The 26868-nt window shown below is 47.6% G+C and carries 28 protein-coding genes and 1 pseudogene; 16 read left to right on the top strand and 13 right to left on the bottom strand.

Annotated features, from left to right (window positions below):
• Nucleotides 1-28: 28 nt before the first annotated feature.
• Nucleotides 29-346, top strand: coding sequence for a YbjQ family protein (locus tag ACWJJ5_RS09095; protein WP_003155166.1), 318 nt, complete (start codon nucleotides 29-31; stop codon nucleotides 344-346).
• A gap of 32 nt (nucleotides 347-378) precedes the next feature.
• On the opposite strand, the gene ACWJJ5_RS09100 is transcribed toward ACWJJ5_RS09095, so the two are convergent.
• Nucleotides 379-648, bottom strand: coding sequence for an excalibur calcium-binding domain-containing protein (locus ACWJJ5_RS09100; RefSeq protein ID WP_003155168.1), 270 nt, complete (start codon nucleotides 646-648; stop codon nucleotides 379-381).
• Nucleotides 649-843: 195 nt separating this feature from the next.
• On the opposite strand from ACWJJ5_RS09100, the gene ACWJJ5_RS09105 reads away from it, so the two are divergent.
• A complete protein-coding gene (locus ACWJJ5_RS09105; RefSeq protein ID WP_003155170.1) occupies nucleotides 844-1554 on the top strand; it encodes a YrpD family protein in 711 nt (236 codons plus the stop codon).
• A gap of 133 nt (nucleotides 1555-1687) precedes the next feature.
• Here the strand turns inward: ACWJJ5_RS09105 and ACWJJ5_RS09110 are convergent, their stop codons facing one another.
• From ACWJJ5_RS09110 to ACWJJ5_RS09120, 3 genes are all read right to left on the bottom strand, one after another.
• Entirely contained in the window at nucleotides 1688-2059 is a 372-nt protein-coding gene (locus ACWJJ5_RS09110) for an iron chaperone (protein ID WP_077722024.1), read from the bottom strand.
• A 26-nt stretch (nucleotides 2060-2085) separates the two neighbouring features.
• Nucleotides 2086-2454 carry an iron chaperone gene (locus ACWJJ5_RS09115; protein ID WP_063174179.1) on the bottom strand — a complete coding sequence of 123 codons (369 nt, stop codon included), beginning with the start codon at nucleotides 2452-2454 and terminating at the stop codon, nucleotides 2086-2088.
• Nucleotides 2455-2599: 145 nt separating this feature from the next.
• Nucleotides 2600-3178, bottom strand: a complete 579-nt coding sequence (locus ACWJJ5_RS09120) for a competence protein ComK (protein WP_003155179.1) — start codon at nucleotides 3176-3178, stop codon at nucleotides 2600-2602.
• Nucleotides 3179-3493: 315 nt separating this feature from the next.
• On the opposite strand from ACWJJ5_RS09120, the gene ACWJJ5_RS09125 reads away from it, so the two are divergent.
• Nucleotides 3494-3727 carry an IDEAL domain-containing protein gene (locus ACWJJ5_RS09125; RefSeq protein ID WP_003155181.1) on the top strand — a complete coding sequence of 78 codons (234 nt, stop codon included), beginning with the start codon at nucleotides 3494-3496 and terminating at the stop codon, nucleotides 3725-3727.
• 30 nt (nucleotides 3728-3757) lie between these two features.
• On the opposite strand, the gene ACWJJ5_RS09130 is transcribed toward ACWJJ5_RS09125, so the two are convergent.
• Nucleotides 3758-4615: an SDR family oxidoreductase gene (locus ACWJJ5_RS09130; protein ID WP_007610477.1), complete on the bottom strand. Its 858-nt coding sequence runs from the start codon at nucleotides 4613-4615 to the stop codon at nucleotides 3758-3760.
• Between the two features lie 124 nt (nucleotides 4616-4739).
• On the opposite strand from ACWJJ5_RS09130, the gene ACWJJ5_RS09135 reads away from it, so the two are divergent.
• The 7 genes and pseudogenes from ACWJJ5_RS09135 to ACWJJ5_RS09165 all read left to right on the top strand — a co-directional run bounded on the left by ACWJJ5_RS09135 (nucleotide 4740) and on the right by ACWJJ5_RS09165 (nucleotide 11519).
• Nucleotides 4740-6263 carry an FAD-dependent oxidoreductase gene (locus tag ACWJJ5_RS09135; RefSeq protein WP_454022361.1) on the top strand — a complete coding sequence of 508 codons (1524 nt, stop codon included), beginning with the start codon at nucleotides 4740-4742 and terminating at the stop codon, nucleotides 6261-6263.
• Nucleotides 6179-6919: pseudogene (locus tag ACWJJ5_RS09140) on the top strand (protoglobin domain-containing protein); the annotation flags it as partial. The gene ACWJJ5_RS09135 and the pseudogene ACWJJ5_RS09140, both read left to right, overlap by 85 nt.
• A gap of 243 nt (nucleotides 6920-7162) precedes the next feature.
• Entirely contained in the window at nucleotides 7163-7678 is a 516-nt protein-coding gene (locus tag ACWJJ5_RS09145) for a methyl-accepting chemotaxis protein (protein ID WP_369719112.1), read from the top strand.
• A 130-nt stretch (nucleotides 7679-7808) separates the two neighbouring features.
• A complete protein-coding gene (locus ACWJJ5_RS09150) occupies nucleotides 7809-8366 on the top strand; it encodes a biotin transporter BioY (protein WP_102421696.1) in 558 nt (185 codons plus the stop codon).
• 11 nt (nucleotides 8367-8377) lie between these two features.
• On the top strand, nucleotides 8378-9814 hold the full coding sequence (locus tag ACWJJ5_RS09155; protein WP_454022362.1) for an acyl-CoA synthetase: 1437 nt from the start codon (nucleotides 8378-8380) through the stop codon (nucleotides 9812-9814).
• A complete protein-coding gene (locus tag ACWJJ5_RS09160; protein ID WP_454022363.1) occupies nucleotides 9802-10893 on the top strand; it encodes an acetyl-CoA C-acyltransferase in 1092 nt (363 codons plus the stop codon). The genes ACWJJ5_RS09155 and ACWJJ5_RS09160 overlap by 13 nt, the downstream gene beginning before the upstream one ends.
• A gap of 50 nt (nucleotides 10894-10943) precedes the next feature.
• Entirely contained in the window at nucleotides 10944-11519 is a 576-nt protein-coding gene (locus tag ACWJJ5_RS09165; protein WP_007610462.1) for a histidine phosphatase family protein, read from the top strand.
• Nucleotides 11520-11534: 15 nt separating this feature from the next.
• Here the strand turns inward: ACWJJ5_RS09165 and ACWJJ5_RS09170 are convergent, their stop codons facing one another.
• Nucleotides 11535-12413 (bottom strand): ABC transporter substrate-binding protein, encoded by an 879-nt coding sequence (locus ACWJJ5_RS09170; protein WP_182068763.1) that lies wholly within the window; start codon nucleotides 12411-12413, stop codon nucleotides 11535-11537.
• 487 nt (nucleotides 12414-12900) lie between these two features.
• Here ACWJJ5_RS09170 and ACWJJ5_RS09175 point away from each other — a divergent pair, with 487 nt between their 5' ends.
• A complete protein-coding gene (locus ACWJJ5_RS09175) occupies nucleotides 12901-14049 on the top strand; it encodes a S8 family peptidase (RefSeq protein ID WP_077722018.1) in 1149 nt (382 codons plus the stop codon).
• 44 nt (nucleotides 14050-14093) lie between these two features.
• Here the strand turns inward: ACWJJ5_RS09175 and ACWJJ5_RS09180 are convergent, their stop codons facing one another.
• Nucleotides 14094-15344 (bottom strand): M48 family metallopeptidase, encoded by a 1251-nt coding sequence (locus tag ACWJJ5_RS09180; protein ID WP_326355105.1) that lies wholly within the window; start codon nucleotides 15342-15344, stop codon nucleotides 14094-14096.
• Between the two features lie 154 nt (nucleotides 15345-15498).
• Between ACWJJ5_RS09180 and ACWJJ5_RS09185 the strand changes: the two genes are divergently transcribed.
• A complete protein-coding gene (locus ACWJJ5_RS09185; protein WP_048368015.1) occupies nucleotides 15499-15894 on the top strand; it encodes a hypothetical protein in 396 nt (131 codons plus the stop codon).
• Nucleotides 15895-15941: 47 nt separating this feature from the next.
• On the opposite strand, the gene ACWJJ5_RS09190 is transcribed toward ACWJJ5_RS09185, so the two are convergent.
• The 4 genes from ACWJJ5_RS09190 to ACWJJ5_RS09205 form a co-directional block, all read right to left on the bottom strand.
• A complete protein-coding gene (locus ACWJJ5_RS09190) occupies nucleotides 15942-17483 on the bottom strand; it encodes a fatty acid--CoA ligase family protein (protein ID WP_007409202.1) in 1542 nt (513 codons plus the stop codon).
• A gap of 131 nt (nucleotides 17484-17614) precedes the next feature.
• A complete protein-coding gene (locus ACWJJ5_RS09195; RefSeq protein ID WP_003155203.1) occupies nucleotides 17615-18259 on the bottom strand; it encodes an SDR family oxidoreductase in 645 nt (214 codons plus the stop codon).
• An 80-nt stretch (nucleotides 18260-18339) separates the two neighbouring features.
• A complete protein-coding gene (lplJ, locus tag ACWJJ5_RS09200; RefSeq protein ID WP_003155205.1) occupies nucleotides 18340-19335 on the bottom strand; it encodes a lipoate--protein ligase LplJ in 996 nt (331 codons plus the stop codon).
• A gap of 12 nt (nucleotides 19336-19347) precedes the next feature.
• Nucleotides 19348-20082, bottom strand: coding sequence for an MBL fold metallo-hydrolase (locus tag ACWJJ5_RS09205; RefSeq protein WP_182068761.1), 735 nt, complete (start codon nucleotides 20080-20082; stop codon nucleotides 19348-19350).
• 169 nt (nucleotides 20083-20251) lie between these two features.
• Here ACWJJ5_RS09205 and yhfH point away from each other — a divergent pair, with 169 nt between their 5' ends.
• Nucleotides 20252-20374, top strand: a complete 123-nt coding sequence (yhfH, locus tag ACWJJ5_RS09210) for a protein YhfH (RefSeq protein ID WP_370465857.1) — start codon at nucleotides 20252-20254, stop codon at nucleotides 20372-20374.
• A 234-nt stretch (nucleotides 20375-20608) separates the two neighbouring features.
• The gene (locus ACWJJ5_RS09215) at nucleotides 20609-21898 is read left to right on the top strand and encodes a cation:dicarboxylate symporter family transporter (RefSeq protein WP_003155211.1); all 1290 of its coding nucleotides are present in this window, start codon (nucleotides 20609-20611) and stop codon (nucleotides 21896-21898) included.
• A gap of 40 nt (nucleotides 21899-21938) precedes the next feature.
• Here the strand turns inward: ACWJJ5_RS09215 and ACWJJ5_RS09220 are convergent, their stop codons facing one another.
• The gene (locus tag ACWJJ5_RS09220) at nucleotides 21939-22970 is read right to left on the bottom strand and encodes a M42 family metallopeptidase (protein ID WP_007409206.1); all 1032 of its coding nucleotides are present in this window, start codon (nucleotides 22968-22970) and stop codon (nucleotides 21939-21941) included.
• A 131-nt stretch (nucleotides 22971-23101) separates the two neighbouring features.
• On the opposite strand from ACWJJ5_RS09220, the gene ACWJJ5_RS09225 reads away from it, so the two are divergent.
• Complete coding sequence (locus ACWJJ5_RS09225; RefSeq protein ID WP_070081583.1) at nucleotides 23102-23320, top strand: hypothetical protein; 219 nt, start codon at nucleotides 23102-23104, stop codon at nucleotides 23318-23320.
• A gap of 137 nt (nucleotides 23321-23457) precedes the next feature.
• Complete coding sequence (gene fabHB, locus ACWJJ5_RS09230) at nucleotides 23458-24435, top strand: beta-ketoacyl-ACP synthase III FabHB (protein WP_025852087.1); 978 nt, start codon at nucleotides 23458-23460, stop codon at nucleotides 24433-24435.
• 50 nt (nucleotides 24436-24485) lie between these two features.
• On the opposite strand, the gene ACWJJ5_RS09235 is transcribed toward fabHB, so the two are convergent.
• A complete protein-coding gene (locus ACWJJ5_RS09235; protein WP_454022364.1) occupies nucleotides 24486-26819 on the bottom strand; it encodes a YhgE/Pip family protein in 2334 nt (777 codons plus the stop codon).
• Nucleotides 26820-26868: the final 49 nt, after the last annotated feature.

Here is a 26868-nt window from a genome sequence, read left to right on the forward strand (position 1 = left end):
GGTAAGACACATGAAGGGGGAAAGCCGCATGATCATGACAACGACCGAAACCGTCGCCGGAAAACAGATTACGGAAGTAAAAGGCTTAGTGACAAGCAGTATCGTCCAGTCCCGTCACATCGGAAAAGATTTGCTTGCAGGCTTAAAATCTGTCGTCGGCGGCGAATTGAAAAGCTATACCGAAATGCTGGAAGACTCCAAAAAAGCGGTGAAAGAGCGGCTGATCAGAGAGGCGGAGCAGCTCGGAGCGAACGCCATCGTCGGCCTGCGGTTCGAACTGACCGCAGGACAGAACACATCCGAATTAATCGGATACGGAACCGCCGTCACCGCCGAATCCATTTAAAAAAACAAGCCTCTTTAAAGAGGCTTGTTTTTTTATTTCTCACATGCGATATAGTCTTTATCCCGGTCAAGTCTTTTATTTGCATTGTAAAGCGCTTTTGATACATACGGCTTGTACTTTGTTCTGCCGCCCTTGTTTTTCACTTTCGACGATTTGGCCACGCCGCCCTTATACACCTTATTCAGCGCCTTGCAGTTTTGATACGTTTTTACCTTTGTTTTCGCTTCTGCCGTCTGCCCCGCTCCGTATGAACAACCGAACACCAGGCCGAAAGACAAAAGCACAGCTGCCGTCTTTTTCATTTCTATCCTATCCCCTTTCCTGAATCATGTTGTATGGCTGAACATATCATAGTTCAAATAATCTCCATTTACAAGATAAATAGGAAAATAGTTTTAATTTATGTCCGCCCGTATATCTTTTATGGAATTTTTCCCAAAACCTTTTATAATATGAATTGATAGCGCTATCTGACTATGATGATAGGAGGAGAAATGATGATGAAAAAAGGGCTTGTTGCGGGTGTTCTCACTACAGCCGTTCTATTCGGCGCATGTACGGCGGATATTCCGGGGGTGATCAGTCCAAATACGGCGGAAGCGGCGTCCCAGCTCAGTAAAGGAATCGGCGGAAGGGCCTATCTGAACAGCACGGGCTCAGTTCTCGTCACGAAAATTCAGCTTCCAAGCTCGATTCAGGTGTCAAATGGGACAGCCTATATTTACTCAGGATTTACCGGAGGCACAGAGGCTGATATCGGGCTTCAGTACAGTGACACCTATCATGTATGGAAACCGATCATGAAAGTCGGTTCAAAGGGACAAGGCCAGGTCCGGTATCTGGAAGGAGAAAGCCAATTCACTTATACGAAAGGCTTCCGGCCCGGCAGCACCGTACAGCTGACCATTTACAAAAATCTGAACGGCAATACCCGCGCCACATATTGGGGCACGAATAATGACGGATACACCGGCCGCATCATCTCAGAACTCGCCCAAACAAATGTAGGCTCTGTCTCAAAATGGAAAGCGCTCGCCACCGTCGCGGTCACATCAGAGGATCAGCGCCCTTACATCAAATCAAACTTCTCAACAGCCTTTACGAACATCACGATCGACAATAAAGCAGTCACCCCTGTGATTGATACACAGGATTTTGCCAAATTGACAGTGTCAGGCAGCAGCGTCAGCATGTCTGTCGTCAAATAAAGAATTTTGGACGCACGATTTCTGTCATCGTGCGTTTCGTGAGGGTCTGCCGGATACGCAAATCCCTTATTTTTCGGATTACGTTTAATAAAAAAACAGCCCTCCTCAGGGTTGTTTTTTAACATTTCTTTCATTATTTCCGCCAAAACGCTGAGCAGTCCGCCTTATCCTGGATATTGAATTGAATCATGCTTTCAAGCAGCTCATAATGCACCGGTTCAGTCCATTGAATTCTGAACAAACGGGAAGTAGCGCTGTAGCCGGCACGGGCAATGTCGTCGGCAAAATGCGCAATTCCAGCTTCTTCGGGGGAAACACTTACATGATGCTTTGCTGCCGCAAAGCCGATAATAAACGTGCCGTGATCGGTAAACATCGGCGTGTTCCACTTGATCTGAGGTGTTAAACCCGGGAATTGCTCAGCCGTCCATGACAGGATTTCCTCCATTCGCAGACGATGATCAGGGCTGTCGATACTTGATAAATAGTCTTTGAAAACGTCCATGTCTTCCTCCTTCAACATCACGTCCGCTAGCGCCAAAACCCCGGATTTTCAGCTTTTTCCTTGATGTTAAATTCGATGATCTTCTTAAGCAGATCATCGTGCACCGGATCAGTCCACCGAATTCTGAACAGGCGTGAAGAAGCGCTGTACCCGGCTTGGGCGATGTCATCGGCAAAATGCTCCATCGTCTCTTTTTCAGGTAAAATGCTCAAATGATTTTTTGCCGCGGCAAACATAATGATATAGGTGCCGTGATCGGTAAATGTCGGTTTGTTCCACTTGATCTGTGCTTCTAAGTTCGGAAATTGGTCAGCCGTCCACGACAAAATTTCCTCTGCTTTGAGACGGTGATCCGGGTTATCGATTTCTGATACATATTTTGCAAACACATCCATGCCCATCTCTCCTAAAATGAAATATCATTACTCTTTACATCATCATAGCCAACAGACGGACACGATACAACTCTATCCGGGCATGTAAATCGAAAAAAGCCCTTCCCAAAAGGAAAGGGCCCGTCCCTTCACATCACAGCTTTCTCTAATATCTCTCCCCCAGCTCCCGCAAAATAAAGTCGTAGATCATTCTTGTCCGCTCTTCTTTCGGATACAGCATGAATTCCTGCCGCTTCGGGATATGACTGCCCATCCTGTCCTGAAAAGTGGTTCTGAGATAGGCGGTTCTGTAAACCTGATTTTCAAAAGAATGATAGGATACTTCCAGTTCCATCGTTTTGCCGTTTGAGAACGTGACCGCTGTGTCATCAAATGCCGTCGGTTGAAAATCTTTAACGTGCACATGAGATATCCAGCCGCATTGAGGCCTTGCAGAAGAAAGTGTAGGGAATAAAAAGATGTGATTTGAAGGGTCCACCATAATCGGCGGCTTGTGAGAAATTTTAATCGCTTCATATGTTCCCGCTTTTCTCCCGGCATAGCTGGAGCCAAAGTAGCGGCAGCTTCTGTCGATGATGTGAATCGGCTTCATGCTGACATACAGAATGCAATCTTTTTCAATGACCTTCGACCCCATTTTACCGTCTATTTCCTCAGGCAAAACAGCGATGGTTGAACGATTTACTTCGTAGCTTTCTAAGGGTGCGTGTGTTTTCTGGCACATGATGTGCAGCCTCCAATCCTTTTCTTGAAAATTTATACTAATAATCTATCATCTGTCATTGGAAAACGACAGGTTTTTTTTGAATATAGCTAAAAATCACCTTTTAAAGCTGTAATTTAGTCTTAAATTACTATTTAAATATTATTTTTCTTTTTCATTTCACCTCATTTATACAATGATCATTTTCGTTTTTTCGTCAATTTGCAGGATATGTCGATATATTTCCAAGTATTAGTTGTCTAAAGATTATAAAAATTAATTGATTTTTCCGGCCGTTATCCATATACTATAAAAAAGGCATTGGGGGGATTCTTTATGAAAGAGAAAAAGTCGTACACTGAGCTCATGAAGTCCCGCAACACGGAAAAAGCAAACGAATTCGATGTGACAATGGCCGATATTTACATTCAAATGGTGCTTGATGAATCCTTGTATAAACGCCGGATCGCCATGCTGACAATGCAGATTAATAAGGCGCTTGATGATAAAAATAAAGAAGCGTTCCTCACGCTTTCAAAAGAATATGCCGCTCTCAAACAGAGTGAATAAGCCAATCCATATGGATTGGCTTTTTTTACATTATCCGTTTACGATGGTGCCGCCGTTCACATGAATCGTCTGTCCCGTGACATAGGAAGAATCATCGCTTGCTAAGTACAAATAGCTCGGCGCCACTTCAACAGGCTCTCCCGGGCGCTGCATCGGCACGTCTGAGCCGAAGACTTCCACTTCCTTCGCCGAGAAGCTCGCCGGGATCAGCGGCGTCCAGATCGGCCCCGGCGCCACTGCGTTTACCCTGATGCCCTGAGTGACAAGAGATTGGGAAAGAGATCTTGTAAACGTGACGATCGCCCCTTTTGTCGCTGAATAGTCAATCAATGTTTTGTGGCCTTTATAGGCGGTAATGGAGGCCGTATTAATGATTGAACTTCCTTTTTTCAGGTGAGGGAGCGCGGCTTTCGTTAAGTAAAACATTGAAAAAATATTCGTCTGAAACGTTCTGATGAGCTGGTGGCTCGTGATTTTCTCAATCCCCGGCTGCACGTGCTGCTCACCCGCGTTGTTGACCAGGATGTCAATGGAAGGAAAGGCTTGGCCCGCCTGGCGGATGACATCATTGCAAAAGGCTTCGTCGCCGACATCCCCTGCGATCAGCAGACACTTCGCCCCCTCTTTTTCTACATATTGCTTCGTCTCTTCGGCATCCTGATGCTCATCAAAGTAAACGATGACCACATTAGCGCCTTCCTTCGCGAATAAAACGGATACGGCGCGGCCGATCCCGCTGTCTCCGCCCGTGATGATCGCCGTTTTCCCTTCAAGTTTTTTCGCCGCTTTCGGTTTGTCAAAAACGGGGCGCGGGTCCATTACATATTCAAAGCCCGGCTGCCGGTTTTGATGCTGCGGCGGCAAGGTTTTCTTCTTCTGATTCGCCATTTTGATCACTCCTTTACATTAATTACTATATTATGAGTAATTTGAGCATCTTATACGAATTTCATGTATGAACAGAGCCTTATTGGAAAAATTAAGAATATACAACAGAGGAGGTAAATCTGAATTGACTACTTTTTCAAACGAGGAACCGGCTTCCTATTGGAAAGCAACAGCTGACATTCTTTCCTTTCCCGCCCTCACTGAAGATACGGAATGCGACGTTGCGGTTATCGGCGGAGGAATTACGGGTCTGACAACGGCATACGAACTGACGAAAAGAGGTTTCCGTGTCGCTGTCATTGAAGCAGACCGGATTTTAAACGGGACGACCGCGGGCACGACCGCAAAAATCACCGCCCAGCATGATTTCATCTATGCCGATCTTATTCAGCAGATCGGCCTGACCAGTGCAAGGCTGTATTTCGAAGCCCACCTCCGCGCCATGGAAGACATGAAGCAGATCATCAAGGACCTTTCGATTGACTGCAGACTGATTGAACAAGACGCATATCTTTACACCAATACAGAATCAGGCGTCAAAAAAATCCGCAGTGAGCAGGAAGCTTATACCAAGCTCGGTATTGAACATGAGCTTGTGAAAGAACTTCCCGTCCCCGTTGATTGCAGGCTCGGCCTTGCGATGAAGAATCAGGCACAATTCCATCCGCTTTTATATGGTGCGGCGCTCGTGAAAGAGATCATTAAAAACGGGGCGCGGGTTTTTGAACAGACGGCTGCGATCGACATAAAAAAAGAACCGCAGCCGGAAGTGGTCACGAAAAACAGACACGGCATCAAGTGCAGCTACATTGTCTGCGCTTCCCACTTTCCTTTTTATGACGGAGGCGGGCTTTATGCCGCCAGAATGTATGCCAGCAGATCCTACGTACTCGCGGTAAAACCGAAACAAGCGTATCCGGACGGGATGTATCTCAGCATAGACAAGCCGTCCAGATCACTGCGATACACCGATTTGAACGGTGAAAAACTGGTGCTTGTCGGCGGTGAAAGCCACAAAACAGGCCAAGGAAAAGAAATGTCCGGGCATTACGAAGCGCTGAAACAATTTGCGGAAGACACAATCGGAGTTGAAAGCATCCCATATCATTGGTCTGCACAAGACCTTGTCACCATTGACAAAATTCCGTTCATCGGTCCCATCTCAGGCGATGAAGAACATATTTTGGCGGCGACCGGTTTTAAAAAATGGGGAATGACAAGCTCAGCGCTCGCCGCGAAGCTTTTGGCTGATCATATCCAAAACAAAAAGAACCCGTTTTCCGGCCTGTTTATTCCGTCACGCTTCCACGCAGATCCCGGACTGAAAAAACTGATTTCCTATAATGCCGACGTGGCCAAACACCTTATCTCGGGCAAACTTGAGAGGCCGGACGCTTCGCCTGAGAGTCTTGGGCCCGGGGAGGGAAAAATCGTAACGGTAAACGGCAAACGGGCCGGCGCCTATAAAGATGAAAAAGGCTGTCTGCATCTTGTCGATACGACATGCACCCATTTAGGCTGTGAGGTTGAATGGAATGACGGCGAACGGACGTGGGACTGTCCATGTCACGGGTCTCGGTTCACACCCGACGGCGGGGTTGCCGAAGGTCCCGCCATCAAGCCGCTGAAACGTCTCACCCAAGATTGACTAAACCATTCTGTACGAATGGTTTTATTTTTTTCCGCATTAAAATATTTTTATCAGATTCCTTCATTCAAGTTCCTTCCAAACCGATAAAAAGAAAAAGAGAATATCTGGGGGAACTTATATTGTTATTTAAAAAAGACCGCAAAAAAGAAACAGCATATTTTTCAGAAGCCGATGGAAAAAAACGCATCGCGCTTTCAAATCAATATGCAGATGTCCAAAAACAGCTGAAAATGGTCAGGCTCGGAAACGAAGAACTTCATGTGCTTGAAGAGCTGCAGCCGTTAATTAAAGAACATATCTCAACAATCGTCGATTCCTTTTACCGAAATCTGGATCACGAAAAATCATTAATGACGATCATTAACGACCACAGCACGGTTGAGCGACTGAAAAAAACATTACGGCGTCATATCCATGAGATGTTCGCCGGCACGATTGATGATGAATTCATTGAAAAAAGACAGCGCATCGCTTCCATCCACTTGCGGATCGGCCTTGAACCGAAATGGTATATGGGAGCGTTTCAGGATCTGCTTCTGTCGATGATGAACATATATGAAGCAACCATTCCGGATTTGCATGAGCTTTTAAAAGCGATCAAAGCGACGACGAAAATATTGAATCTTGAACAGCAGCTCGTCCTTGAAGCATTCCAGACTGAATATAACTGCCAGCGTGACGAACAAGAAGAAAAGAAAGCCCGTCTTCATCAGAAAATCCAGGAAACATCCGGATCACTCGCTGATTTGTTTTCAGAAACGAGCAGAGCCGTGCAGGAGCTGGTCGATAAATCCGAGGGCATTTCCGAGGCGTCAAAAGCCGGCACCGTCACTTCCGTACATGTCGAAGAAAAATCAATCGGCGGGAAAAAAGAGCTTGAAAGCCAGCAGCAGCAGATGAATAAAATCGACGCCAGCCTTCTGCAGATTGAAGAAGAAATGGACAAGCTGAATGACATCGCCCAACAGATCGAAAAAATCTTCGGCATCGTGACGGGGATCGCCGAGCAAACGAATCTCCTGTCACTCAACGCTTCAATAGAATCCGCGAGAGCCGGGGAGCACGGCAAAGGGTTCGCCGTTGTGGCGACGGAGGTAAGGAAGCTTTCAGAGGATACGAAAAAAACCGTTTCCACCGTATCAGAGCTTGTGAACAATACCAATACACAAATCAACATCGTGTCCAAACATATCAAAGATGTAAACGGACTTGTAAGCGAAACGAAAGAAAAAATGACGCAGATCAACCGTCTGTTTGATGACATCGTCCAAAGCATGAAAACGAGCAAAGACCAGACAGGCAAAATCGACGTTGATTTGCAGGCCTTTCTCGGCGGCCTTCAAGAAGTCAGCCGCGCCGTTTCCCACGTTGCATCATCCGTTGATTCACTTGTTATCCTTACAGAAGAATAAAGATAAACCGACCGGCCTTTTTCATAAAGGGCCGGTCTTTTTATTGTTAACTTAAAATATAATAGAGTTGACATATGTAAAGACTCGCTTTATTGTATAAACATATTTTGATAAGCTGGAGGAATACATAATGAAATTGACAGAAATGATGCATATTGCCGTGTTTACCGCCATTATGGGACTTTTGGGGCTGCTCCCGCCGCTTTTCTTATCCTTTACGCCGGTTCCGATTACGCTCCAGACGATCGGTGTGCTCTTATCGGGAAGCATCCTGAAACCGAAAGCGGCGTTTTTAAGCCAATTGCTTTTTTTGCTGATTGTGGCATGCGGAGCGCCTCTCCTTTCAGGCGGAAGAGGCGGCTTCGGGGTTTTTTTCGGGCCGAGCGCCGGATATCTCATCGCATATCCGCTGGCGGCATTCCTGCTGAGCCTCAGCATCCAAGGCCTTCGCTCAGCTGCTGTCCCCCATTTGTTTATCAGACAGTTCTTGTTCGGCGTGCTGTTTTTGTATGTCATCGGCATTCCCGTTCAGGCTTTTATAATGCACATTGATATCTTGACTGCCGTAAAGCTCAGCCTCATCTATGTGCCCGGAGATCTGCTTAAAGCGGCCGCAGCCTCATTCGCAGCCGTAAGAATCAGAAAAACTCTTCAAGCTAGCCGGCTTTTGCCGACGAAAGGAAGCTGATTTTAGTCATCATGATTACATCATCATATTCAGATACAGCCGGACAAGCGCCGGAACAGATCGCGATTCAGACAGAAACAGAACAGATCACCTATCAAACTTGGAACAGGCTAGTAAACCAAACCGCAAACTGGCTTGGCAGCCTTTCAGATAAACCGGAAAACCTTGCGATATTACTGCCGAACGGCATCCCATTTTTACAACTTTTCGCAGGGGCGGCGCATGCCGGCTGCACGGCGGTTCCGTTAGATCCCCGCTCGGCTGCGGCGGAACTCGCGGACCAGCTGCACATCAGCAAAACCGACCTCGTCATCTGTGACCGCCGGCTGAGCGGCAGACTGGACGGCATCAAAACGCCTGTCATCCTGTGGGATGAATGCGGGCCTTTGATCGAGGCGGAAAAAACGGAAGGCACTTTTATCAAAAACACCGGCCTGCCCTTTTATACCGGATTCACCTCGGGATCGACCGGTAAGCCGAAAGCCTTCACCCGCTCTCACCGTTCGTGGCTGGAGAGCTTTTCTTGTACGAAACGTGAGTTCGGCATTTCCCCTGATGACAAAGTGCTGGTACCGGGCACGCTTCGCTCGTCACACTTTTTATACGGCGCCGTCAGCACTTTGTTTATCGGCGGAACCGTCCTCCTTCAAAGAAAATTCAATCCGGCCGGAATGAAAGACCGGCTCAGACAAGCTGACGTTCTATATACCGTTCCGACAATGACGGACGCCCTGCTCTCACTAGAGGCGTTTCCGGATACACCGCTCAAGGTGATTTCTTCCGGTGCAGACTGGCCCGCTTCGTCTAAACAAGCGCTGTCAGAGCGCTATCCCCATTTACGGTTGTACGATTTTTACGGAACGTCTGAGCTGAGTTTCGTGGCGTTCTTATCGCCTGAAGACAGCGTCCGGAAGCCTGACGCGGCGGGCCGTCCGTTTGAAAATGTTACAATCGAAATCCGCCGGCCCGGCGGAGAACGCTGCATGCCGGGCGAAACGGGGAAGATTTTTGTGAACAGCCCGATGAAATTTTCCGGATACATCAACGGCGCAAAACCTGATGATTCCGGCTGGATGACGGTTGATGACATGGGATATATCGATCGTGAAGGCTATCTTTATATCGAAGGACGTGAAAACGGGATGATCGTATCAGGCGGCCTGAATGTATTCCCGGAAGAGATAGAACGTGTGCTCAACCGCTGTCCGGGCGTCAGAAAAGCGGCCGTCATCGGCATTCCTGATGATTATTGGGGCAGCATCGCCGTTGCGGTGATCGACGGACATGCAAATGTAAAGGAACTGAAGAAACAGTGCCGCGAGCAGCTGGCGGCATATAAAATCCCGAAAAAATGGCTGTTTTCAGAAATACCGGAAACAGCCGGCGGAAAGATCGCCCGTGCCGCCGTACAAAAGCAGGCAAAGGACATGATGGAATGGAAGCTGTAATTACGGATGCGAAGCGGACGATTTTCGCCCGGGAAAACGGCCTGTTAAAAGACTGTCTCCCCGAAGATTTGGCAGCTCCGCTGATCCGACATTTGAGCCGGAACATGCCCGAAGACATTGATGAAGTCCTGATCGGAAACGCGACGGGCCGCGGCGGGAACCTCGCCCGGCTGTCAGCCTTGGCCGCCGGGCTTCCTTTGAGCGTGTCCGGTACGACCATCGACAGGCAGTGCGGTTCCGGATTGGACGCCGTGAGGGTCGCGTGCCACTTTGTTAAAGCCGGCGCGGGGAGCACATACATCGCGGGAGGAGCGGAGAGCAGCAGCCGTTCCCCTTTCTCATCCCGGGCGCGCTTTTCTCCTGAACACATCGGCGATCCTGATATGGGCATAGCGGCCGAGTATACGGCACAGGCTTACGGCGTAACGAGAAAGATGCAGGACGAATATGCCCTTCTCAGCTATGAACGGAGCGTCAAAGCGCACGAAGACGGCTTGTACCGCCGGGAAATTCTCCCCTGCCACGGATTCGCCTCTGACGAAAATATGCTGAAAAAGCGGAACATGGCGCCTCTCATCGCCCGCGCCAAACCCGTCTTTCAGCCCGGAGGCTCTGTCACCGCCGCCAACAGCTGCGGAATTTCTGACGGGGCGGCGGCAGTTTGTGTGATGGAAGAACAAAAAGCGCGGTCTCTCGGTTTAAAGCCGGGATTGCGTTTTATCGGAAGCGCGGTAAGCGGCGTCCATCCGCATTATCCGTCAGCAGCTCCGGTTTATGCCGTCAAAAAGCTTTTGAAGGAACGGGACCTGTCACCGGATGATATTGATATATACGAAATCAACGAGGCGTTTGCCGTCAAAATATGCGTTTTTTCACAGCAGCTTCAAGTGCCGTATTCTAAAATAAATGTCCGGGGCGGCGCTCTGGCCGTCGGGCATCCGTACGGGGCTTCCGGGGCGGCGCTTATCACCCGGCTTTTTTATGAAGCAAAAAGACGCCCTGATGCCCGCTATGCAGCAGCAGCGATCGGCAGCGGAGGCGGAGTCGGACTGGCGCTTCTCTTTGAAGTGTTAACGTAACGGCAGTATAATAGATGATATCGATAAAAAATGATCGGAGTGGAGACTTTATGACTGCCGTTTGTTTAGTAAGACATGGAGAGACTGATTGGAATGCCCAAAAGAAGCTTCAAGGCAAATCGGATATTCCGTTAAATGCGACGGGAGAGCGTCAGGCGAAAGAGACAGGAGAGTACTTAAAGGGGTCCGAATGGGATGTCATCGTCTCAAGCCCGATGAAACGGGCCAGAAAAACGGCTGACATTATTAACGGGTTTTTGAATCTTCCCATTGTCGTCATGGAAGATTTCAGAGAACGGAGCTACGGTGATGCGGAAGGAATGTCTTTACCGGAACGGTCGAAGCGCTACCCGGATAAAAACTACCCGAATATGGAGACCGCAGAAGAGCTGACAGACAGAATGCTTGCCGGTTTAGTGAAAGTTCAGGAGCGGTTTCCTGAGCAAAAAGTACTGATCGTCGCTCACGGCGCAGCCATTCACGCCCTCTTGTCCGCTATTTCTGACGGTGATACCGACATACAAAACGCAAAGCTTGTCAATGCGTGCCTGAGCAATATCGAACGAATTGAAAATAAGTGGCGCGTCAAAGATTACAATGTAAGCAGCCACCTATCAGAATCATAACAAAAAGGCCCGAATTCAGTTTTGGGCCTTTTTGGCGAGCATTTTTTTCTCCAGATCATGTAATATGGCGTCCGCACCGTCAATGCTCCGGCGCTCCGTCCATGCCGCCCTGTCCGCGCGGTAAACGTGGCCGTTTTTTACGGCAGTCAGCTGTTTCCAGAGGTGATTTTTTTCGAGTTCTTTCTCACCGTCCAGCAGTACGATGTAATCAGGATCGATATGCAAAAGCTGCCCGGGCGTCATTTTGATAGCGTCTGATTTCCCGCCGGAATCTGTCTGGACCGCATATGTAAATCCTGCGAGCGTCAAAAGCCGGGACGTAAAAAACTGATCATCCTTTACGGAAATGCTGCCATTTGCAGCGTCAATTAATAAAATCGTGCCGCCTTCTGCATCCAGCTTTCTTTTGATGTCATTCAGCTTTTCTTCCTGAGCCGACAATTGTTTCTCTATGATGCCCTCTTTACCGACCGCCTTTTCAATGGTAAGGGCAGCATCAACCGCATCCTGATAATCCGCAGCTTCATTTTTCAAAGCGATTGTCGGAGCGATCTTTGTCAGCTCATGGTATATCCCCCTGTTCAGGCTTGAGTCTGCAATGATGAGATCGGGTTTTAACGAAGTGATCTTTTTCAAATCGGGATGTGACGGGGGCCCGACGGACGGACTGCCGTCGTTTCGCTCTTTCCGGTTATCCGCCGCGGCCGCCGGCTTTATGCCGAGATCATGGAGGGTGTCAATAAAGCCCTCATTCAATACGGCGATGCGCTGCGGGTGCGCAGCCACATGCGCCGTCCCCAGATCGTGCCTGACGGCGGTTTCATGTTCCTGTTCTGAGCATGCCGTTATGAAGAGAACGGATAAGATCATCAGCATACTGAAAATTGGTTTCATCTGTTCCCCCTCTTTCGTTTTTCCGCAATTATATCATTGACAATATAAGTATCAATGATATTCAATATCATTATTTTCATAAAATGGTTTCACAGCTTTCTCCGTCAAGAAAGCCAAAGACTGATTCATGCCGGCCGCTTTATTTCATTCCGCTTTCGATTCCATCAGACTTCTGCATTCAACAAAAGGTGACATTTATCCTGTTTTTGCCGCAGCTCCCAAAAATGGAATCAAACCGTTCGACCCAGTAAACAAGAGAGCGATTGCGGCTGTGTACAAATACTCATGTCCTTCCATCGGTTTTTTCCATTAAAATTTAAATATTTCGGGTTCCTATTAAACGAAAGAGAGATGATATACCTAAATAGAAATAAAACAAACTGAAAAAAATTGGGTCTACTAAAATATTATTCCATACTATACAATTAATCCACAGAATAATCTGTCTATTGGTTATTCTGCAAATGAAAAAAGGAGTGGATAAAGAGTGAGAGGCAAAAAGGTATGGATCAGTTTGCTGTTTGCTTTAGCGTTAATCTTTACGATGGCGTTCGGCAGCACGACTTCTGCCCAGGCTGCAGGGAAATCAAACGGGGAAAAGAAATATATTGTCGGATTTAAGCAGACAATGAGCACGATGAGCGCCGCCAAGAAAAAAGATGTCATTTCTGAAAAAGGCGGGAAAGTGCAAAAGCAATTCAAATATGTAGACGCAGCTTCAGCTACATTAAATGAAAAAGCTGTAAAAGAGCTGAAAAAAGACCCTAGCGTCGCTTACGTTGAAGAAGATCACGTTGCACAAGCGTACGCGCAGTCCGTGCCTTACGGCGTATCACAGATTAAAGCCCCTGCTCTGCACTCTCAAGGCTTCACCGGATCAAATGTTAAAGTAGCGGTTATCGACAGCGGTATCGATTCTTCTCATCCTGATTTAAAGGTAGCAGGCGGAGCCAGCATGGTTCCTTCTGAAACAAATCCTTTCCAAGACAACAACTCTCACGGAACTCATGTTGCCGGTACAGTTGCGGCTCTTAATAACTCAGTCGGTGTATTAGGCGTTGCGCCAAGCGCATCTCTTTACGCTGTAAAAGTTCTCGGCGCTGACGGTTCCGGCCAGTACAGCTGGATCATTAACGGAATTGAGTGGGCGATCGCAAACAATATGGACGTTATTAACATGAGCCTCGGCGGACCTTCTGGTTCTGCAGCGTTAAAAGCGGCAGTTGACAAAGCCGTTGCTTCCGGCGTCGTAGTGGTTGCGGCAGCCGGTAACGAAGGCACTTCCGGCGGCTCAAGCACAGTGGGCTACCCTGGTAAATACCCTTCTGTCATTGCGGTAGGCGCTGTTAACAGCAGCAACCAAAGAGCATCTTTCTCAAGCGTAGGTTCTGAGCTTGATGTCATGGCACCAGGCGTCTCTATCCAAAGCACGCTTCCTGGAAACAAATACGGCGCGTACAATGGTACGTCAATGGCATCTCCGCACGTTGCCGGAGCGGCTGCTTTGATTCTTTCTAAGCACCCGAACTGGACAAACACTCAAGTCCGCAGCAGTTTAGAAAACACCACTACAAAACTTGGTGATGCTTTCTACTACGGAAAAGGGCTGATCAACGTACAGGCGGCAGCTCAGTAAAACATAAAAAACCGGCGTCGGGCATGGCCCCGCCGGTTTTTTTATTATTTTTCTTCCTCCGCATGTTCAATCCGCTCCATGATCGACGGGTGGCTCCCTCTGAAAATTTTGACGAGAAACGGCGGGTTGACCCGGCTCAGTCCCGTATCGGCCAAGTCCTGAAACGTCTCAATCGCCGCTTCCCGGTTTCCGGTCAGCTCGATGCCGTAACGGTCGGCGGCGTTTTCCTGATACCGGGAGACGGCATTCGTAATCGGATCAGAAGCAAAACTGAGAACAGATAAGAGCAGCAATAACAGCGGGAGGGCGGCCAGATCTTCAGGCCCCTTTATATGAAGCATTCGGCCGAAGAATTTGGACAGCCGCTTATAAAGCTTGTCAATGATATAGAACCCGGCTAATGACAGCAGCAAATACCCGGCCAGTCCGATGTACACGTGCTTCATCACATAGTGCCCCATCTCATGCCCCATAATGAACAAAATTTCCCGATCCTTCAGTTTGTTAAGCGTCGTATCCCACAAAACGATCCGCTTATTCGAACCGATGCCCGTCACATACGCATTCAGCGCATTCGTTTTCTCCGACATATTCACTTCATACACATGGCTGGCCGGAATGTCGGCCTTGTCGGCAAGCGACAAAATTTTGCTTTCCAGCTCCTTGTCTTTCAGCGGATAGAAATCATTGTATAAAGGATCAATCACGACCGGCTGCAGGAAAAACAAAAACAGGGTAAACGGCACAGTAAGACACCAAGCGTAAAACCACCATTTTTTTGTATGCTTTGTGATCAGCCAGTAAAACACAAGCACACACACGGCAAACAGCGGAAAACTGATCCAGAAATCAATGACATGGTCTCTTATCCAGCTTGCTGCTGTCTGCGTCGAAATATGATACGCAAGCGAAACCCGATATCCGATCCACTCTAGCGGAAGCGAAGCCGCCGTAACGATGAGTGAAATCACAAATACGAAGCTTACGATTTGCAGCACCCGAAAGCGCACCGCGGCTTCCAGCCAATGCTTTATTTTTTTGGCAAGCCCCGTAATGAGCAGCAGAAAAAATAAAAACCAATCTAACGGCGCTCCGATGAAAAATAAAAAATCCTTTACATTTGAAAAGTTTTCAGCGGCTGCCAGGCGGCCCGGCTCCATAAACGAGGACGGATCGGCTTTCGTTCCCTTTACGGCCTCCGGGACGGCGGAGTCTCCTGTCATAAAGAAATACCAATAGAAAAAAAGGCCATACAGCACATAGGCAAGTCCCGCTGCCGCTATCCATTTGCGCATGGAAGTCTCCCTCCTTAGCCTTATGACTTACTCCTATTGTAAGCATAAATGCAAATAAATAGAACCAAGCCTCCGAAACGGATGTTAATCTTTTCACAACAGAAAAGAATGGAACAACAGGAAGCGGGAAAGACTAAAAGACGGAGTGATGAATATGAAAAAAATAATCGCGTTTATTGTAGTAATCGCCCTTTTGGTTATTGCTTTCTTCTATGTATACAGCCGGACCGGCGATGTGTTTCCATCAAGCAACGCAGATCTGATTATTCTGTCAGAGCACGGAAAAAAAGAAATCAAAATTAAAGACAGGCAGAATGTAAAAGATATGCTCGATATCTTGAACCAAGGAAAACAAGTCAAACTGACCAAAAGCGTGTCTCCCGATTACGACGGAACGGTCAAATACCATGAAGACCGTTTTGATTCATTCAGCATGTGGCTCGAAAGCGGCAATTATATGATGTACAAGCATAAAAACACGTATTACAAACTGACCCGGCATGATACGAAGCTTGTGCAAAGCATCATTAAGGAAGAATCGCAGAGCTGACCGGATCAGCATGTAAAAGCGAAGCCCCCGGCTTCGCTTTTCGTCCGTCATTTCGGAAGCATGTCCCGGACCGCCCTTCTCAGCAGCTTCCCGGTCGCGTTCTTCGGAATCTCATCAAGAAAAACCACTTCCGCCGGCCGCTTATATTTTGCCAAATGTGTTTCACAGTAATCAAAAACCGCCTGCTCTGTCAGCTCACCGTCCCCAGGCACTATATAAGCATGCACCGCTTCCCCCGTTTTGGCGTCAGGAACGCCGATGACCACGGCTTCTTTAATGCCCTCATGGCTGTAAAGCACTTCTTCTACTTCGCGGGGATAGACGTTGTATCCGCCGACGAGAATCATATCTTTTTTTCTGTCGACGATATAAAAATAACCGTCTTCGTCGCGCTTCGCCAAATCACCCGTGTACAGCCAGCCGTCTTTCAGCGCGTGCTCCGTCTCCTCGGGCATCTTGTAATAGCCTTTCATCACATTCGGCCCTTTCACGATCAATTCTCCCACTTGATGGTCGGGCAATTCGCGTCCGAGCGTATCGACGACTTTATTTTCGACATGTAAAATATTCGTCCCGATCGAGCCGGGCTTTCTCCCCCGATCAAACGGATTAAAACAAGTAACCGGAGACGCTTCAGAAAGTCCGTACCCCTCCAGAATGGTGACGTCAAAGGTTTGTTCAAACGTCTGCAACAGAGCGACCGGCATGGAGGCCCCGCCTGAAATGCACAGTCTGACGGACGCAAAATCCTCCGCCTTGCCGTGCTCGTATTGATACAGATAGTTATACATCGTCGGAACGCCGGCAAAAATGGTTGCCTGACGGCTTTTAATCAGTTTAAACACAGAAGCCGGACTGAATTGCGGCTCAATTAAGACACACGCTCCGCTCATCAGAGGCGCATTCATACAAACGGTTAAACAAAAAACGTGAAACATCGGCAATGCCGCCACAATTTTGTCTTTCTCATTCATTCCTAAGTATCCGGCGACATCATTTGCATTGGAGAAAAGATTCTGATGGGTGAGCATGGCGCCTTTCGGTTTTCCGGTCGTCCCTGAGGTGTATAAAATGACGGCAGTATCGTCTTTGGACAATGTCGGATAAGTTCTGCTGCGCTCCGCCGGACGGAGCATTTTTGTAAACGTTGTCATTTTTAAGCGCAATTGAGGGTCTTCTGTCGATGGAGCGTTCTCTGCTGTCTGGCTGATAATGATATGCTCCAGCAGCGGCAGCGAGCCGTGCAGGCTTTCAAATACGGGAATTAATAGGTCGATGCCGGCGATCGCTTTGACATCGCCGTTTTTCAGCATGTATGCGATTTCTGAAGGTGTGTATGCCGGATTAACAGGTATGACGACAATTCCCGCTTTTAACGCGCCGAAAAACGCAATAACAAAGTCAGGCGTATTTCCGAGCAGCAGCGCGAGATGATCCCCTTTTTTCAGTCCCCTGTCCTCCAAGCCGTTTGCAAATGCTTTGATTTTACCTGCCAGCTCCTCATACGTCATGTACTGATCTTGAAACAGACAAGCTGGTTTTTCCGGTTTCTGCGATGCCGTTTCTTCCAATTTGGAAACCAGATTCATTTTCCCACCCCTTTAAAAATGTAATGAATGAATAGTCATTCATTTCTCCGGAATAAACGTTCACTTTTATTATAGAAAAATATAGAAAAACACTCAAGGGCAAAAAGCCCCGAGTGCCTGAAAACCGGAAACTATAATTGTTTCAGCGCTTCACTGACCGGCGTGCCGCCTGCTGTCAGATCGAACGCTTTTTCATACGTATTCGGTTCATCAAGGGATGCGATAACGGTCTTGGCGACATCGTCTCTTGAAATGGAGCCTCTTTCTAAATCGGCTGCGGCTTTGATATTTCCCGTGCCGGGATCATTTAATAACCCGCCCGGCCGGATAATCGTATACGTCAGACCGCTCGCTTCAAGAATTTTATCCGCATAATGCTTTGCGGCATAATACGGCTTCAGCGCTTCATTCCAATTGTCGCGGTTATGAGCCTGAAGGGCGCTTACCATAATGAACCGCTTGATGCCGGCTTTCTTTGCCGCTTCTATCGCTTTCGCCGCTCCGTCAAGATCAATCAAAAGCGTCTTATCGTATCCGGTGCTTCCTCCTGATCCGGCGGTAAACACAATCGCGTCACAGCCTTCAGCGGCTTTCGCGATGTCTTCCGTGCTTCCTTCCAAATCTGCAAGAACGGCTTCTGTTCCCGCGGCTTGAAGCGCTTCTTTCTGCTCTTCTTTCCGGACCATCGCCCGCAGCGTATGCGTGCCGTCTTTTTGAAACAGCCCGGTCAGACGCTGTCCGATCTGTCCGTTTGCTCCGATGAGAAATACTTTCATCATGATCCCTCCCCATTCATTATGGTTCTATCATTTCACAAAAACGGGCGCTGATTCAAATCATGCGTTCGGCAAATGTTCTAATAAATCAGCTCGAGGAAATCTTCCAGCTCTATTTTGCCGAAATACTGTTTCAGATCGATTCCGGCCAGCGCCTCCCTGATAGCGGTTCTGTCATACTGTTTTCCGGTCAGCGCCTGTTCGACTTCACTCACATCTTTCGCACCGAAGAAATCACCGAAAATTTTGCAGTCCTGAATGATTCCTTTTTTCACTTCAAGACGCAGATCAATCGATCCGACCGGATAACGTTTCGAATGCTGAAGGTTGAATGCGGGCGACCTGCCGAAATTCCAGTCCCAGTTTTGATAGCGCTCTTCGGAAATCTTTCGGATCGCTTTCCAGTCTTCATCGGTCAGTTTATATTCCGGCACTTCGGAAAGATCATTTGTATTAAAAATATGGTGCAGCAGATGCTTTTTGAATTCGTCCGCCGTCATTTTGTCATCAAGAAACTCGCTGATATTGGCGACACGGCTTCTGATTGACTTAATGCCTTTTGATTCGATTTTGTCTTTTTTCACTTTCAAGGCTGACACGACATGATCAATGGCGGAATCCAGCATTAATGTTCCGTGGCTGAAAATACGCCCTTTCGTCGAAAATTGAGCGTTGCCGGAAATTTTTCTGCCGTCCGCGACGATGTCGTTTCGGCCGCTTAATTCAGCTTCCACACCGAGCTGGCGCAGCGCCTGAATAACGGGTTCGGTGAATTTTTTAAAATTGTGAAAGCTGTCGCCGTCATCCTTGGTGATAAAACTGAAATTCAGATTCCCGAGGTCATGGTAAACCGCGCCGCCTCCTGACAGCCTGCGGACGACGATGATTCCGTTATCTTCTACGTATTTCGTATTGATTTCTTCTATTGTGTTTTGGTTCTTCCCGATGATAATCGACGGCTGATTGACATAAAACAGCAGGTATGTCTGTTCAGGGTCGAGATGCTTCACGCAATATTCCTCGATCGCGAGGTTGATCCTCGGGTCGGTTATGTTTTGGTTGTCGATAAATAACATGGTGCTCCTCCTTTATTTCTCCCACTTCAATCCGGAAGCGGCGATTGTCACTTCGCCCCCGAACACGGATTCCGCTTCTTCTTTCAGCTTCCGGTGCTCGCCGAAATGAGGCAGATGTGTGAGAATCAGCTCCCCCGCTCCGGCCTCCTCCGCGATACGTCCGGCTTCCAAACTGTTCATATGGCCGGCTGACGTGCCGTCCTGGTCCGCGTAAAAATTGCACTCGCAGATCAGCAGATCGGCATTTTCCGCAAACGGGATAAACGCGTCCTGGTAGCTTGAATCAGCCGTATACACAACAGAAGCTGCACCGTCAGTAATCCGCATCGCATAACAAGTGACCGGATGCACCGTTTTCAGGAAGGTAATGGTGAACGGCCCGGCAAAAAGCGGGCGGTCCGGCTGATAGGCCACTCCTTTCGTATGCGTTTTATATGTAAGACGCTCAAACTGTTCTATATCAGCATCATGCCCGTAAATCGGCAGTGCATGCGTCCCTTTTCCGAGAAAGGAGCCGACCTGTTTGGCAAATTGAAGCGGCCCGATATCAGCGATATGATCATGGTGATAATGGGACAAAATGACGGCATCAAGCTCTTCTGCTGGAACATAGGCAAACAGCTTTGATAATACGGCGCTTCCGCAATCAACGAGCAGAGAATAGCCGCCGGACTGAAACAGATAGCCTGAAGTTGCTTCGTTTGCGGCCGGAAACCCGCCGCAGCATCCAATAACTGTAACTTTCATATGACCCTCCGAATGTTTATGATAAAAAGATCCTTTCCTCCAATATACCTATTTTTCGTACAAATTGCATGTTTTAAACATTGTGCCAAAACAGCCGTTGATTTTCCAAAACTGTTATAATACAATGTAGAGACAAAACAATGAAAGAGGGATGGGTATGTTGGAAAAGATGTCGGATTTTTTCAGAAATTTACCCGGTAAGAAATGCGAAGAATGCGGAAATGAGATTGTTGAGCAGTATGAGTGTCACATTAATTTGTGCAATGACTGCTTGAAAATTAAGGATATGTGACAATAGGGCGCCGCACAATTCTAAGTTGTGCGGCGCCCGTTTTTTTCGGCCGTCATCATACTTTCTGAATAGGGAGTTATTCACCATTATTAGCAATTATCTGTACGTTTTAAAAGATTCAGTATTTTCAATCTATATTTTTCTATAGACGGATTGTTTTCTTTTCTATTATAATTTGTTCTAATAGCTATCTTTTTAGATACTTATTGCACTTTTTTCTTCGGGAGGTAATCTATGAAAAAATTACGCTTTGGACTAGCGACGCAAATTTTCGTCGGACTCATACTAGGGGTTGTAGTCGGTGTCATCTGGTACGGCAATCCTGCCATTCCAACATATTTACAGCCTATCGGCGATTTGTTTTTACGCTTAATCAAAATGATAGTGATTCCAATTGTCGTCTCCAGCTTAATCATCGGCGTTGCCGGCGCGGGAAGCGGAAAACAAGTCGGAAAATTAGGCTTCAAAACGATTTTGTATTTTGAGATCATTACCACTTTTGCCATTATTCTCGGGCTGGCTTTGGCGAATCTGTTTCATCCGGGAACAGGCGTTAATATACATGAAGCTCAAAAAACAGATATCAGTCAATATGTTGAAACAGAAAAAGAACAAAATAACAAATCTATCGCAGACACATTCCTGCATATCGTACCGACAAACTTCTTCCAATCATTGGCCGAAGGAGATCTGCTTGCCATCATCTGCTTTACCGTGCTGTTTGCACTCGGCATCTCGGCAATCGGTGAAAAAGGAAAGCCCGTATTGGCCTTCTTTGAAGGTGTTTCTCATGCGATGTTCCATGTTGTGAACCTCGTCATGAAAGTTGCGCCGTTTGGTGTTTTTGCGTTGATTGGTGTTACCGTTTCCAAATTTGGGCTCAGTTCCCTGCTTTCACTCGGTAAACTGGTCGGTTTAGTATATGTAGCTTTGGCTTTCTTTCTCATTGTTGTATTCGGAATCGTCGGAAAGCTTGCCGGAGTAAACATTTTCAAATTCCTCGCCTATATGAAGGATGAAATTTTATTAGCGTTCAGTACGTCAAGCTCCGAAACCGTACTCCCCCGCGTTATGGAAAAAATGGAGAAAATCGGCTGTCCGAAAGGTATTGTTTCCTTTGTTGTGCCGATCGGATATACCTTTAACTTAGACGGATCTGTGCTGTACCAATCTATCGCCGCTTTATTCCTCGCTCAGGTATACCACATTGACTTGTCCATTTGGCAGCAGATTACCCTTGTGCTTGTCTTGATGGTCACTTCCAAAGGAATGGCTGCCGTGCCCGGGACTTCTTTCGTCGTCCTGCTTGCGACATTAGGCGCATTCAACATTCCTGCAGAAGGCCTTGCATTCATCGCCGGTGTTGACCGGATTATGGACATGGCCCGCACGGTCGTCAATCTGACCGGAAACGCGCTGGCATCCGTTGTGATGTCAAAATGGGAAGGCCAATATGATCCCGTTAAAGGCGCGAAGGTCATGAGCCTCGCCAAAACAGAACAAAACACAACCATCTCAGGTTAAAATGAAACCCCTGCACGGAATGATTTCCGCGCAGGGTTTTTTATGCCATCGGCGATAGAACGTACCTGTGCAAAAGCTTCGCCGTATTAAGAAGCGATAATTCATGCGTGCGTTCAAAAGCGTGTGAAGCGTCAATTCCCGGTCCGATCAGCCCGTGGACGATGTCATGGCCCGAACGGATGGCTGCTGAGGCATCAGAACCGTAATACGGATAAATATCAAGCTGATAATCAATGCCATAGCGCTCCGCAAGCCCGGCCAGATGCTTTCTGAGCTGATAATGGTACGGGCCGCTCGCATCCTTCACGCAAATGGAGACGGTGTATTCATCCGTAGACTGGCCGTCGCCGATCGCTCCCATATCAACAGCCAAGTATTCGACGGTCTCAGGAGGAATGTTGGAATTGCCTCCGTAGCCGATTTCTTCATTATTAGAAATCAGAAAATGCGTCGTATACGGAAGTTCGATTTTCTCTTCCGTGATGCGGCGGATTAAATTCAAGAGCAGAGCCACGCTCGCTTTGTCATCAAGGTGACGGGACTTAATAAAGCCGCTAGGCGTAATCTGCACACGCGGGTCAAATGAGATAAAATCGCCGACCCTGATGCCGAGATCGGACGTCTCTTCCTTCGTCCGGACAGGTTCATCAAGGCGGACTTCCATATTCTCCTGATTCCGCTCTGCCTTGCCGGCGTCCTTGTAGACGTGCACTGAAGTCTGATGCATTAAGATGGTGCCTGTATAGGTTTTGCCGGAAGAAGTTTGGATCTCGCAATATTCCCCTTCAATTGAGTGATATCGGAAGCCGCCGATCAAATCAATCTTCAGCCGGCCGTCCGCCTTTATCTCCTTTACCATCGCGCCGAGCGTATCGACATGCGCCGTCAGCAATCTGTGTTTCTTGTCATCACGGCCGGGAATTGTGACAAAAAGACCGCCTTTGCGGTTTCTGTAAGAGGAGACGCCCCATTCTTTTAAAAGGCTTTCTGTATAGGCGATAACCTCGTATGTATTGCCCGTCGGACTCGGAATCGACACCAGTTCTTTAATCAGTTCCATCGTATGTTTCATATTTGCCACAGGTCATTCCTCCTATCAATTTTATTCTTCTTAAAATATACTCTTTTGATCCATAACCCGTCCAATCTTTTCCTGCTCTTTTTTCATAGAATGAAGGGAGCATGAGCATAGGAGGGAAATGTATGATCAGCCGTAAACCGCACAAGCGGAAAAGGTTTCATAATGATTGGTTTGAGGATTGGTTTGAGGATGATTGGTCTGGTGCAGCCTTCTGGGGCTGTAAAAAAGAAAAAGATCACTGTAAAAAGAAAAAAGAAGACCCTTGTAAAAAGAAGAAAGAAAAAAAGAAGAAAGATAAAAAGAAGCATCATCATTCATGCTGCCGCTGCCGTCATTGGTAATCGTTCACACAAGCCCGTTTTACAAATAAATTTCTCATGCTCCCCAAACAGCGGATGCTGCTTGGGTTTTTTTATTAAAATTAGTACCAAGTAATAATATCAGGTGTTATAATCTGATATAAAGGAGTGATTTTTTCATGTCAAAATCTAAAATTACAGCAATCGGTACATATGCTCCGGCACGCCGATTAACAAACGCGGATTTGGAGCGCATCGTCGATACGTCTGATGAATGGATCGTCCAGCGCACCGGTATGAAGGAAAGACGCATTGCCGGCGAACATGAATTCACATCGGATTTGTGTGTGGAAGCGGTGAAAAACCTTGCAGAACGATACAGCGGAACTCTTGATGATGTCGATATGATTCTTGTCGCCACAACGACGGCGGACTATGCGTTTCCAAGCACCGCGGCACGCGTGCAGGCTTACTTCGGCTGGCCGCACACGGGAGCGCTTGATATTAACGCCACATGCGCCGGACTCACTTACGGCCTTCAGCTCGCAGACGCATTAATTACCGCCGGTTCCCATCAAAAAGTGATTGTCATTGCCGGTGAAACATTATCAAAGGTAACGGATTATACTGACCGGACGACCTGCGTTCTTTTCGGAGATGCTGCAGGCGCCCTATTGGTGGAACGCGACGAATCAGCGCCGGGCTTTTTGGCAGCCGTGCAAGGAACAGCGGGAGGAAGCGCGGACGTGCTGTATCGCACGGGACTGAGCGCAGAATTAAACGGCAAGCCGCTTAAAGGCGGAGGAAATATGGTGCAAAACGGGCGCGAAGTATATAAATGGGCGGCCAGAACCGTGCCTGAGGAATGCAATGCCCTTTTAGAAAAAGCCGGCTTTTCAAAAGACGATCTGGATTGGTTCGTTCCTCACAGCGCCAACATGCGGATGATCGAATCCATCTGTGAAAAACTGCCCTTCCCGCTTGAACGGACATTGACAAGCGTTGAATATTACGGCAACACTTCATCGGTTTCTATTATTCTCGCTTTGGATGAAGCTGTGAAAGCAAAAAAACTGTCGGAAGGCCAGACGCTGGTATTGTTCGGGTTCGGCGGCGGATTGACGTATACCGGACTGTTGGTGAGATGGGGATTTTAATCGAAATCAAAAAAAAGAGGCGCTGAGCATCTGCTCAGCGCCTCTTTTTCTTATGCTGTTATTTCTTCTTCCGTTTTGTGTTCTTTTTTGCTTTGCACCGTAAAATACACGATGGTCAGCGCGATCATGACAACGGCGATGCCCAACAGAATGGATGCCTGCTGCCACATATAGCCGTAATCGCCATTTGAAATGACGGCACGGAACCCGTTGATGCTGTAAGTCATCGGCAGTGCCCCGTGAATCACTTGATAGAATCCCGGCAGGAGTTCAAGCGGGAAGGTTCCTCCGCTTGCCCCAAGCTGGAGCACCAGAATGATGACAGCGATAAAGCGTCCCGGATTTCCCATCGTTGTCGCCAATAATTGAATCATCGACAGGAACGCGATGCTGGTAATCATCGTAAAGAGATAGAATCTCCAAGTGCTTTCCACATCAAGCCCGATTCCTTTTAACAGAACCGTGGCGACTATTACGGATTGAATCAGTCCGACGAGCAGAATGACGCTGAATTTGCTGAGGAACCATTCAAAACCGTTTCTCGGACGCCCTGAAGCTTCACTCAGAGGGAATACGACCGTCAGCATCAATCCGCCGACATACAAGCCCATAGAGAGAATATAAGGCGTCAGTCCGGTACCGTAGTTAGGCACGGAATGAATCGCGTTATCGTCCGTTTTTACCGGATCGGCAAACATGCTGTACGTTTTGTCATCTGTCTTAATGTCCCCGGTTTGATCAGCCGCATCTTTCAGCTGGCTGGACAATTGTCCGGTGCCGTCTAAAAGTTTGCTTAAACCGGTGCCGAGAGACGCTTGACCCTGCTCAATTTTGGACGAGCCATCATGGATTTTGTTTTGCGCGTCCAGCAGTTTCGTTAAGCCGCCAGACACCTGGCCGCTCCCTGACACTAACGCTTCTGATCCTGATTTGAGCTGTCCGAACTTGCTGTTGTATTCGCCGATACCGGCCGTCAATTTGTTTTGGCTTTCAAAGACGGTCTGCGCTCCGCTGTACAATTTATCAGTTCCAGCCGTCAGCTGGTTAATCGCGTCTTGTACCGCCGCCGCGCCGTTATACAGTTTCGATGTGGACTGAGGCAGTGCTTTCAGCTGATCAGCCTTCGCTTTTACATCTGCCAGCGCGCTTTTTATGACTGACATATCCGGAAGCTGGATATCTCCGCCGGACGGAAGCTGGCTGACGATATTGTCTAAATCCGGAAGGTCAGCCTTCGGAAGCTTCTCATTCAGAAGCTGAACAAGTTTCGCTTTTTGCTCATCCGTTAAGAAATCACTGTCCTTAATCACCTTTTTGACCGCGTCATCCCGGGCATCCAGGCTGTTTTTCAGATCAGAAAGCTTTTTCTTAAACTGCTGCAATTCCTTTTCAGTCTGCTCAAGCTCCCCAACCGCTTTTTCAATATCTGAGAGGTTGACTGAATTGATCGCATCTTCAAATACCGCCGCTTTTTGCGACACTTCCTGCGCCTTGCTGTTTAACGCACTTAATCCATTCGTTAAATCCGGAAGCTTTTGCTGGAGCTGCTTTTGTGCGTCAAGGCTCGTTTTCAGCCCGCTGGCCACTTGGCCTCCTCCTGAAGCAATCTGTCCTGATTTATCTTGAATTTCGGCGCTTGCGCTCTGAAGTTTTGCGATAGAGCTGTCAAGCGTTTGAATTCCGCTTGTCACTTTCGCCGCTCCGTCTGCAAGCTGCTGCGTTTTATCGCCGATGGTGGCGGTGCTTTCAGTAAGCTTCGCTAAATTTTCCTTCAGCTTGGCGCTGCCGTCTTTCGCGTTTTTCGTGCCGTCGTCTATTTTCTTGGCGCCGCTGCTGGCTTTGCCGAGTCCTTTGGCAATATCTTTAAAATTGTCAAAAATGACTTTTGCGTATTGCTCCGTCACTTCTTTCGACACGGAGGCTTTCAGCTTGTCGATCGCCTTTTCTCCGATTGTCGCGCCGACATAGTTTGATCCGGCATTCGTATGATATTTCAGATCCAGCTTCTTCGGATTTTTATCCATTACCGTGCTGGCGTTTTTAGAAAAATCTTCAGGAATCTCGACCAATAAATAATATTTAGCATTTAATAAGTCCTTTAACGATTGATCAAGATCGCTTGAAAAATGCCAATCAAAATTATCATTTTTCTTTAACTCTTTCACAAGATCGTCACCGATCTGAAGATGTTTCCCTTCGTAGTCCGCCCCTTTATCCTGGTTGACAACGACAACCGGCAGCTGATCCACCGTGCCGTACGGGTCCCAGTACGCCTTCAAAAACACTCCGCTGTAGATCAGCGGAACGAATAATATGGCAATGATGGGGATTAACAGTTTCTTGTTCGTTACAATGTCTTTCCACTGGCTTTTTATTGTATTCAACCCTGTTGCCTCCTTCCGCAAACTGACTCATTTGACAAAACGGTCACGG

The sequence above is a fragment of the Bacillus sp. JK74 genome (genome assembly GCF_053663395.1).

Excerpts from the sequence above, each read along its gene's own strand:
- ACWJJ5_RS09110 (WP_077722024.1), bottom strand. The coding sequence starts at position 2,059 with ATGGACGTTTTCAAAGACTATTTATCAAGTATCGACAGCCCTGATCAT.
- lplJ (WP_003155205.1), bottom strand. The coding sequence starts at position 19,335 with ATGTTATTTATCGACAACCAAAACATAACCGACCCGAGGATCAACCTC.
- ACWJJ5_RS09150 (WP_102421696.1), top strand. The coding sequence starts at position 7,809 with ATGAAATTGACAGAAATGATGCATATTGCCGTGTTTACCGCCATTATG.
- ACWJJ5_RS09155 (WP_454022362.1), top strand. The coding sequence starts at position 8,378 with ATGATTACATCATCATATTCAGATACAGCCGGACAAGCGCCGGAACAG.
- ACWJJ5_RS09170 (WP_182068763.1), bottom strand. The coding sequence starts at position 12,413 with ATGAAACCAATTTTCAGTATGCTGATGATCTTATCCGTTCTCTTCATA.
- ACWJJ5_RS09215 (WP_003155211.1), top strand. The coding sequence starts at position 20,609 with ATGAAAAAATTACGCTTTGGACTAGCGACGCAAATTTTCGTCGGACTC.
- ACWJJ5_RS09220 (WP_007409206.1), bottom strand. The coding sequence starts at position 22,970 with ATGAAACATACGATGGAACTGATTAAAGAACTGGTGTCGATTCCGAGT.
- ACWJJ5_RS09145 (WP_369719112.1), top strand. The coding sequence starts at position 7,163 with ATGAATAAAATCGACGCCAGCCTTCTGCAGATTGAAGAAGAAATGGAC.
- ACWJJ5_RS09195 (WP_003155203.1), bottom strand. The coding sequence starts at position 18,259 with ATGAAAGTATTTCTCATCGGAGCAAACGGACAGATCGGACAGCGTCTG.
- ACWJJ5_RS09100 (WP_003155168.1), bottom strand. The coding sequence starts at position 648 with ATGAAAAAGACGGCAGCTGTGCTTTTGTCTTTCGGCCTGGTGTTCGGT.
- ACWJJ5_RS09190 (WP_007409202.1), bottom strand. The coding sequence starts at position 17,483 with ATGAATCTGGTTTCCAAATTGGAAGAAACGGCATCGCAGAAACCGGAA.
- ACWJJ5_RS09180 (WP_326355105.1), bottom strand. The coding sequence starts at position 15,344 with ATGCGCAAATGGATAGCGGCAGCGGGACTTGCCTATGTGCTGTATGGC.
- ACWJJ5_RS09125 (WP_003155181.1), top strand. The coding sequence starts at position 3,494 with ATGAAAGAGAAAAAGTCGTACACTGAGCTCATGAAGTCCCGCAACACG.
- ACWJJ5_RS09095 (WP_003155166.1), top strand. The coding sequence starts at position 29 with ATGATCATGACAACGACCGAAACCGTCGCCGGAAAACAGATTACGGAA.
- ACWJJ5_RS09205 (WP_182068761.1), bottom strand. The coding sequence starts at position 20,082 with ATGAAAGTTACAGTTATTGGATGCTGCGGCGGGTTTCCGGCCGCAAAC.
- fabHB (WP_025852087.1), top strand. The coding sequence starts at position 23,458 with ATGTCAAAATCTAAAATTACAGCAATCGGTACATATGCTCCGGCACGC.
- ACWJJ5_RS09160 (WP_454022363.1), top strand. The coding sequence starts at position 9,802 with ATGGAAGCTGTAATTACGGATGCGAAGCGGACGATTTTCGCCCGGGAA.
- ACWJJ5_RS09165 (WP_007610462.1), top strand. The coding sequence starts at position 10,944 with ATGACTGCCGTTTGTTTAGTAAGACATGGAGAGACTGATTGGAATGCC.
- yhfH (WP_370465857.1), top strand. The coding sequence starts at position 20,252 with ATGTCGGATTTTTTCAGAAATTTACCCGGTAAGAAATGCGAAGAATGC.
- ACWJJ5_RS09225 (WP_070081583.1), top strand. The coding sequence starts at position 23,102 with ATGATCAGCCGTAAACCGCACAAGCGGAAAAGGTTTCATAATGATTGG.
- ACWJJ5_RS09120 (WP_003155179.1), bottom strand. The coding sequence starts at position 3,178 with ATGTGCCAGAAAACACACGCACCCTTAGAAAGCTACGAAGTAAATCGT.
- ACWJJ5_RS09115 (WP_063174179.1), bottom strand. The coding sequence starts at position 2,454 with ATGGATGTGTTTGCAAAATATGTATCAGAAATCGATAACCCGGATCAC.
- ACWJJ5_RS09105 (WP_003155170.1), top strand. The coding sequence starts at position 844 with ATGATGAAAAAAGGGCTTGTTGCGGGTGTTCTCACTACAGCCGTTCTA.
- ACWJJ5_RS09185 (WP_048368015.1), top strand. The coding sequence starts at position 15,499 with ATGAAAAAAATAATCGCGTTTATTGTAGTAATCGCCCTTTTGGTTATT.
- ACWJJ5_RS09130 (WP_007610477.1), bottom strand. The coding sequence starts at position 4,615 with ATGGCGAATCAGAAGAAGAAAACCTTGCCGCCGCAGCATCAAAACCGG.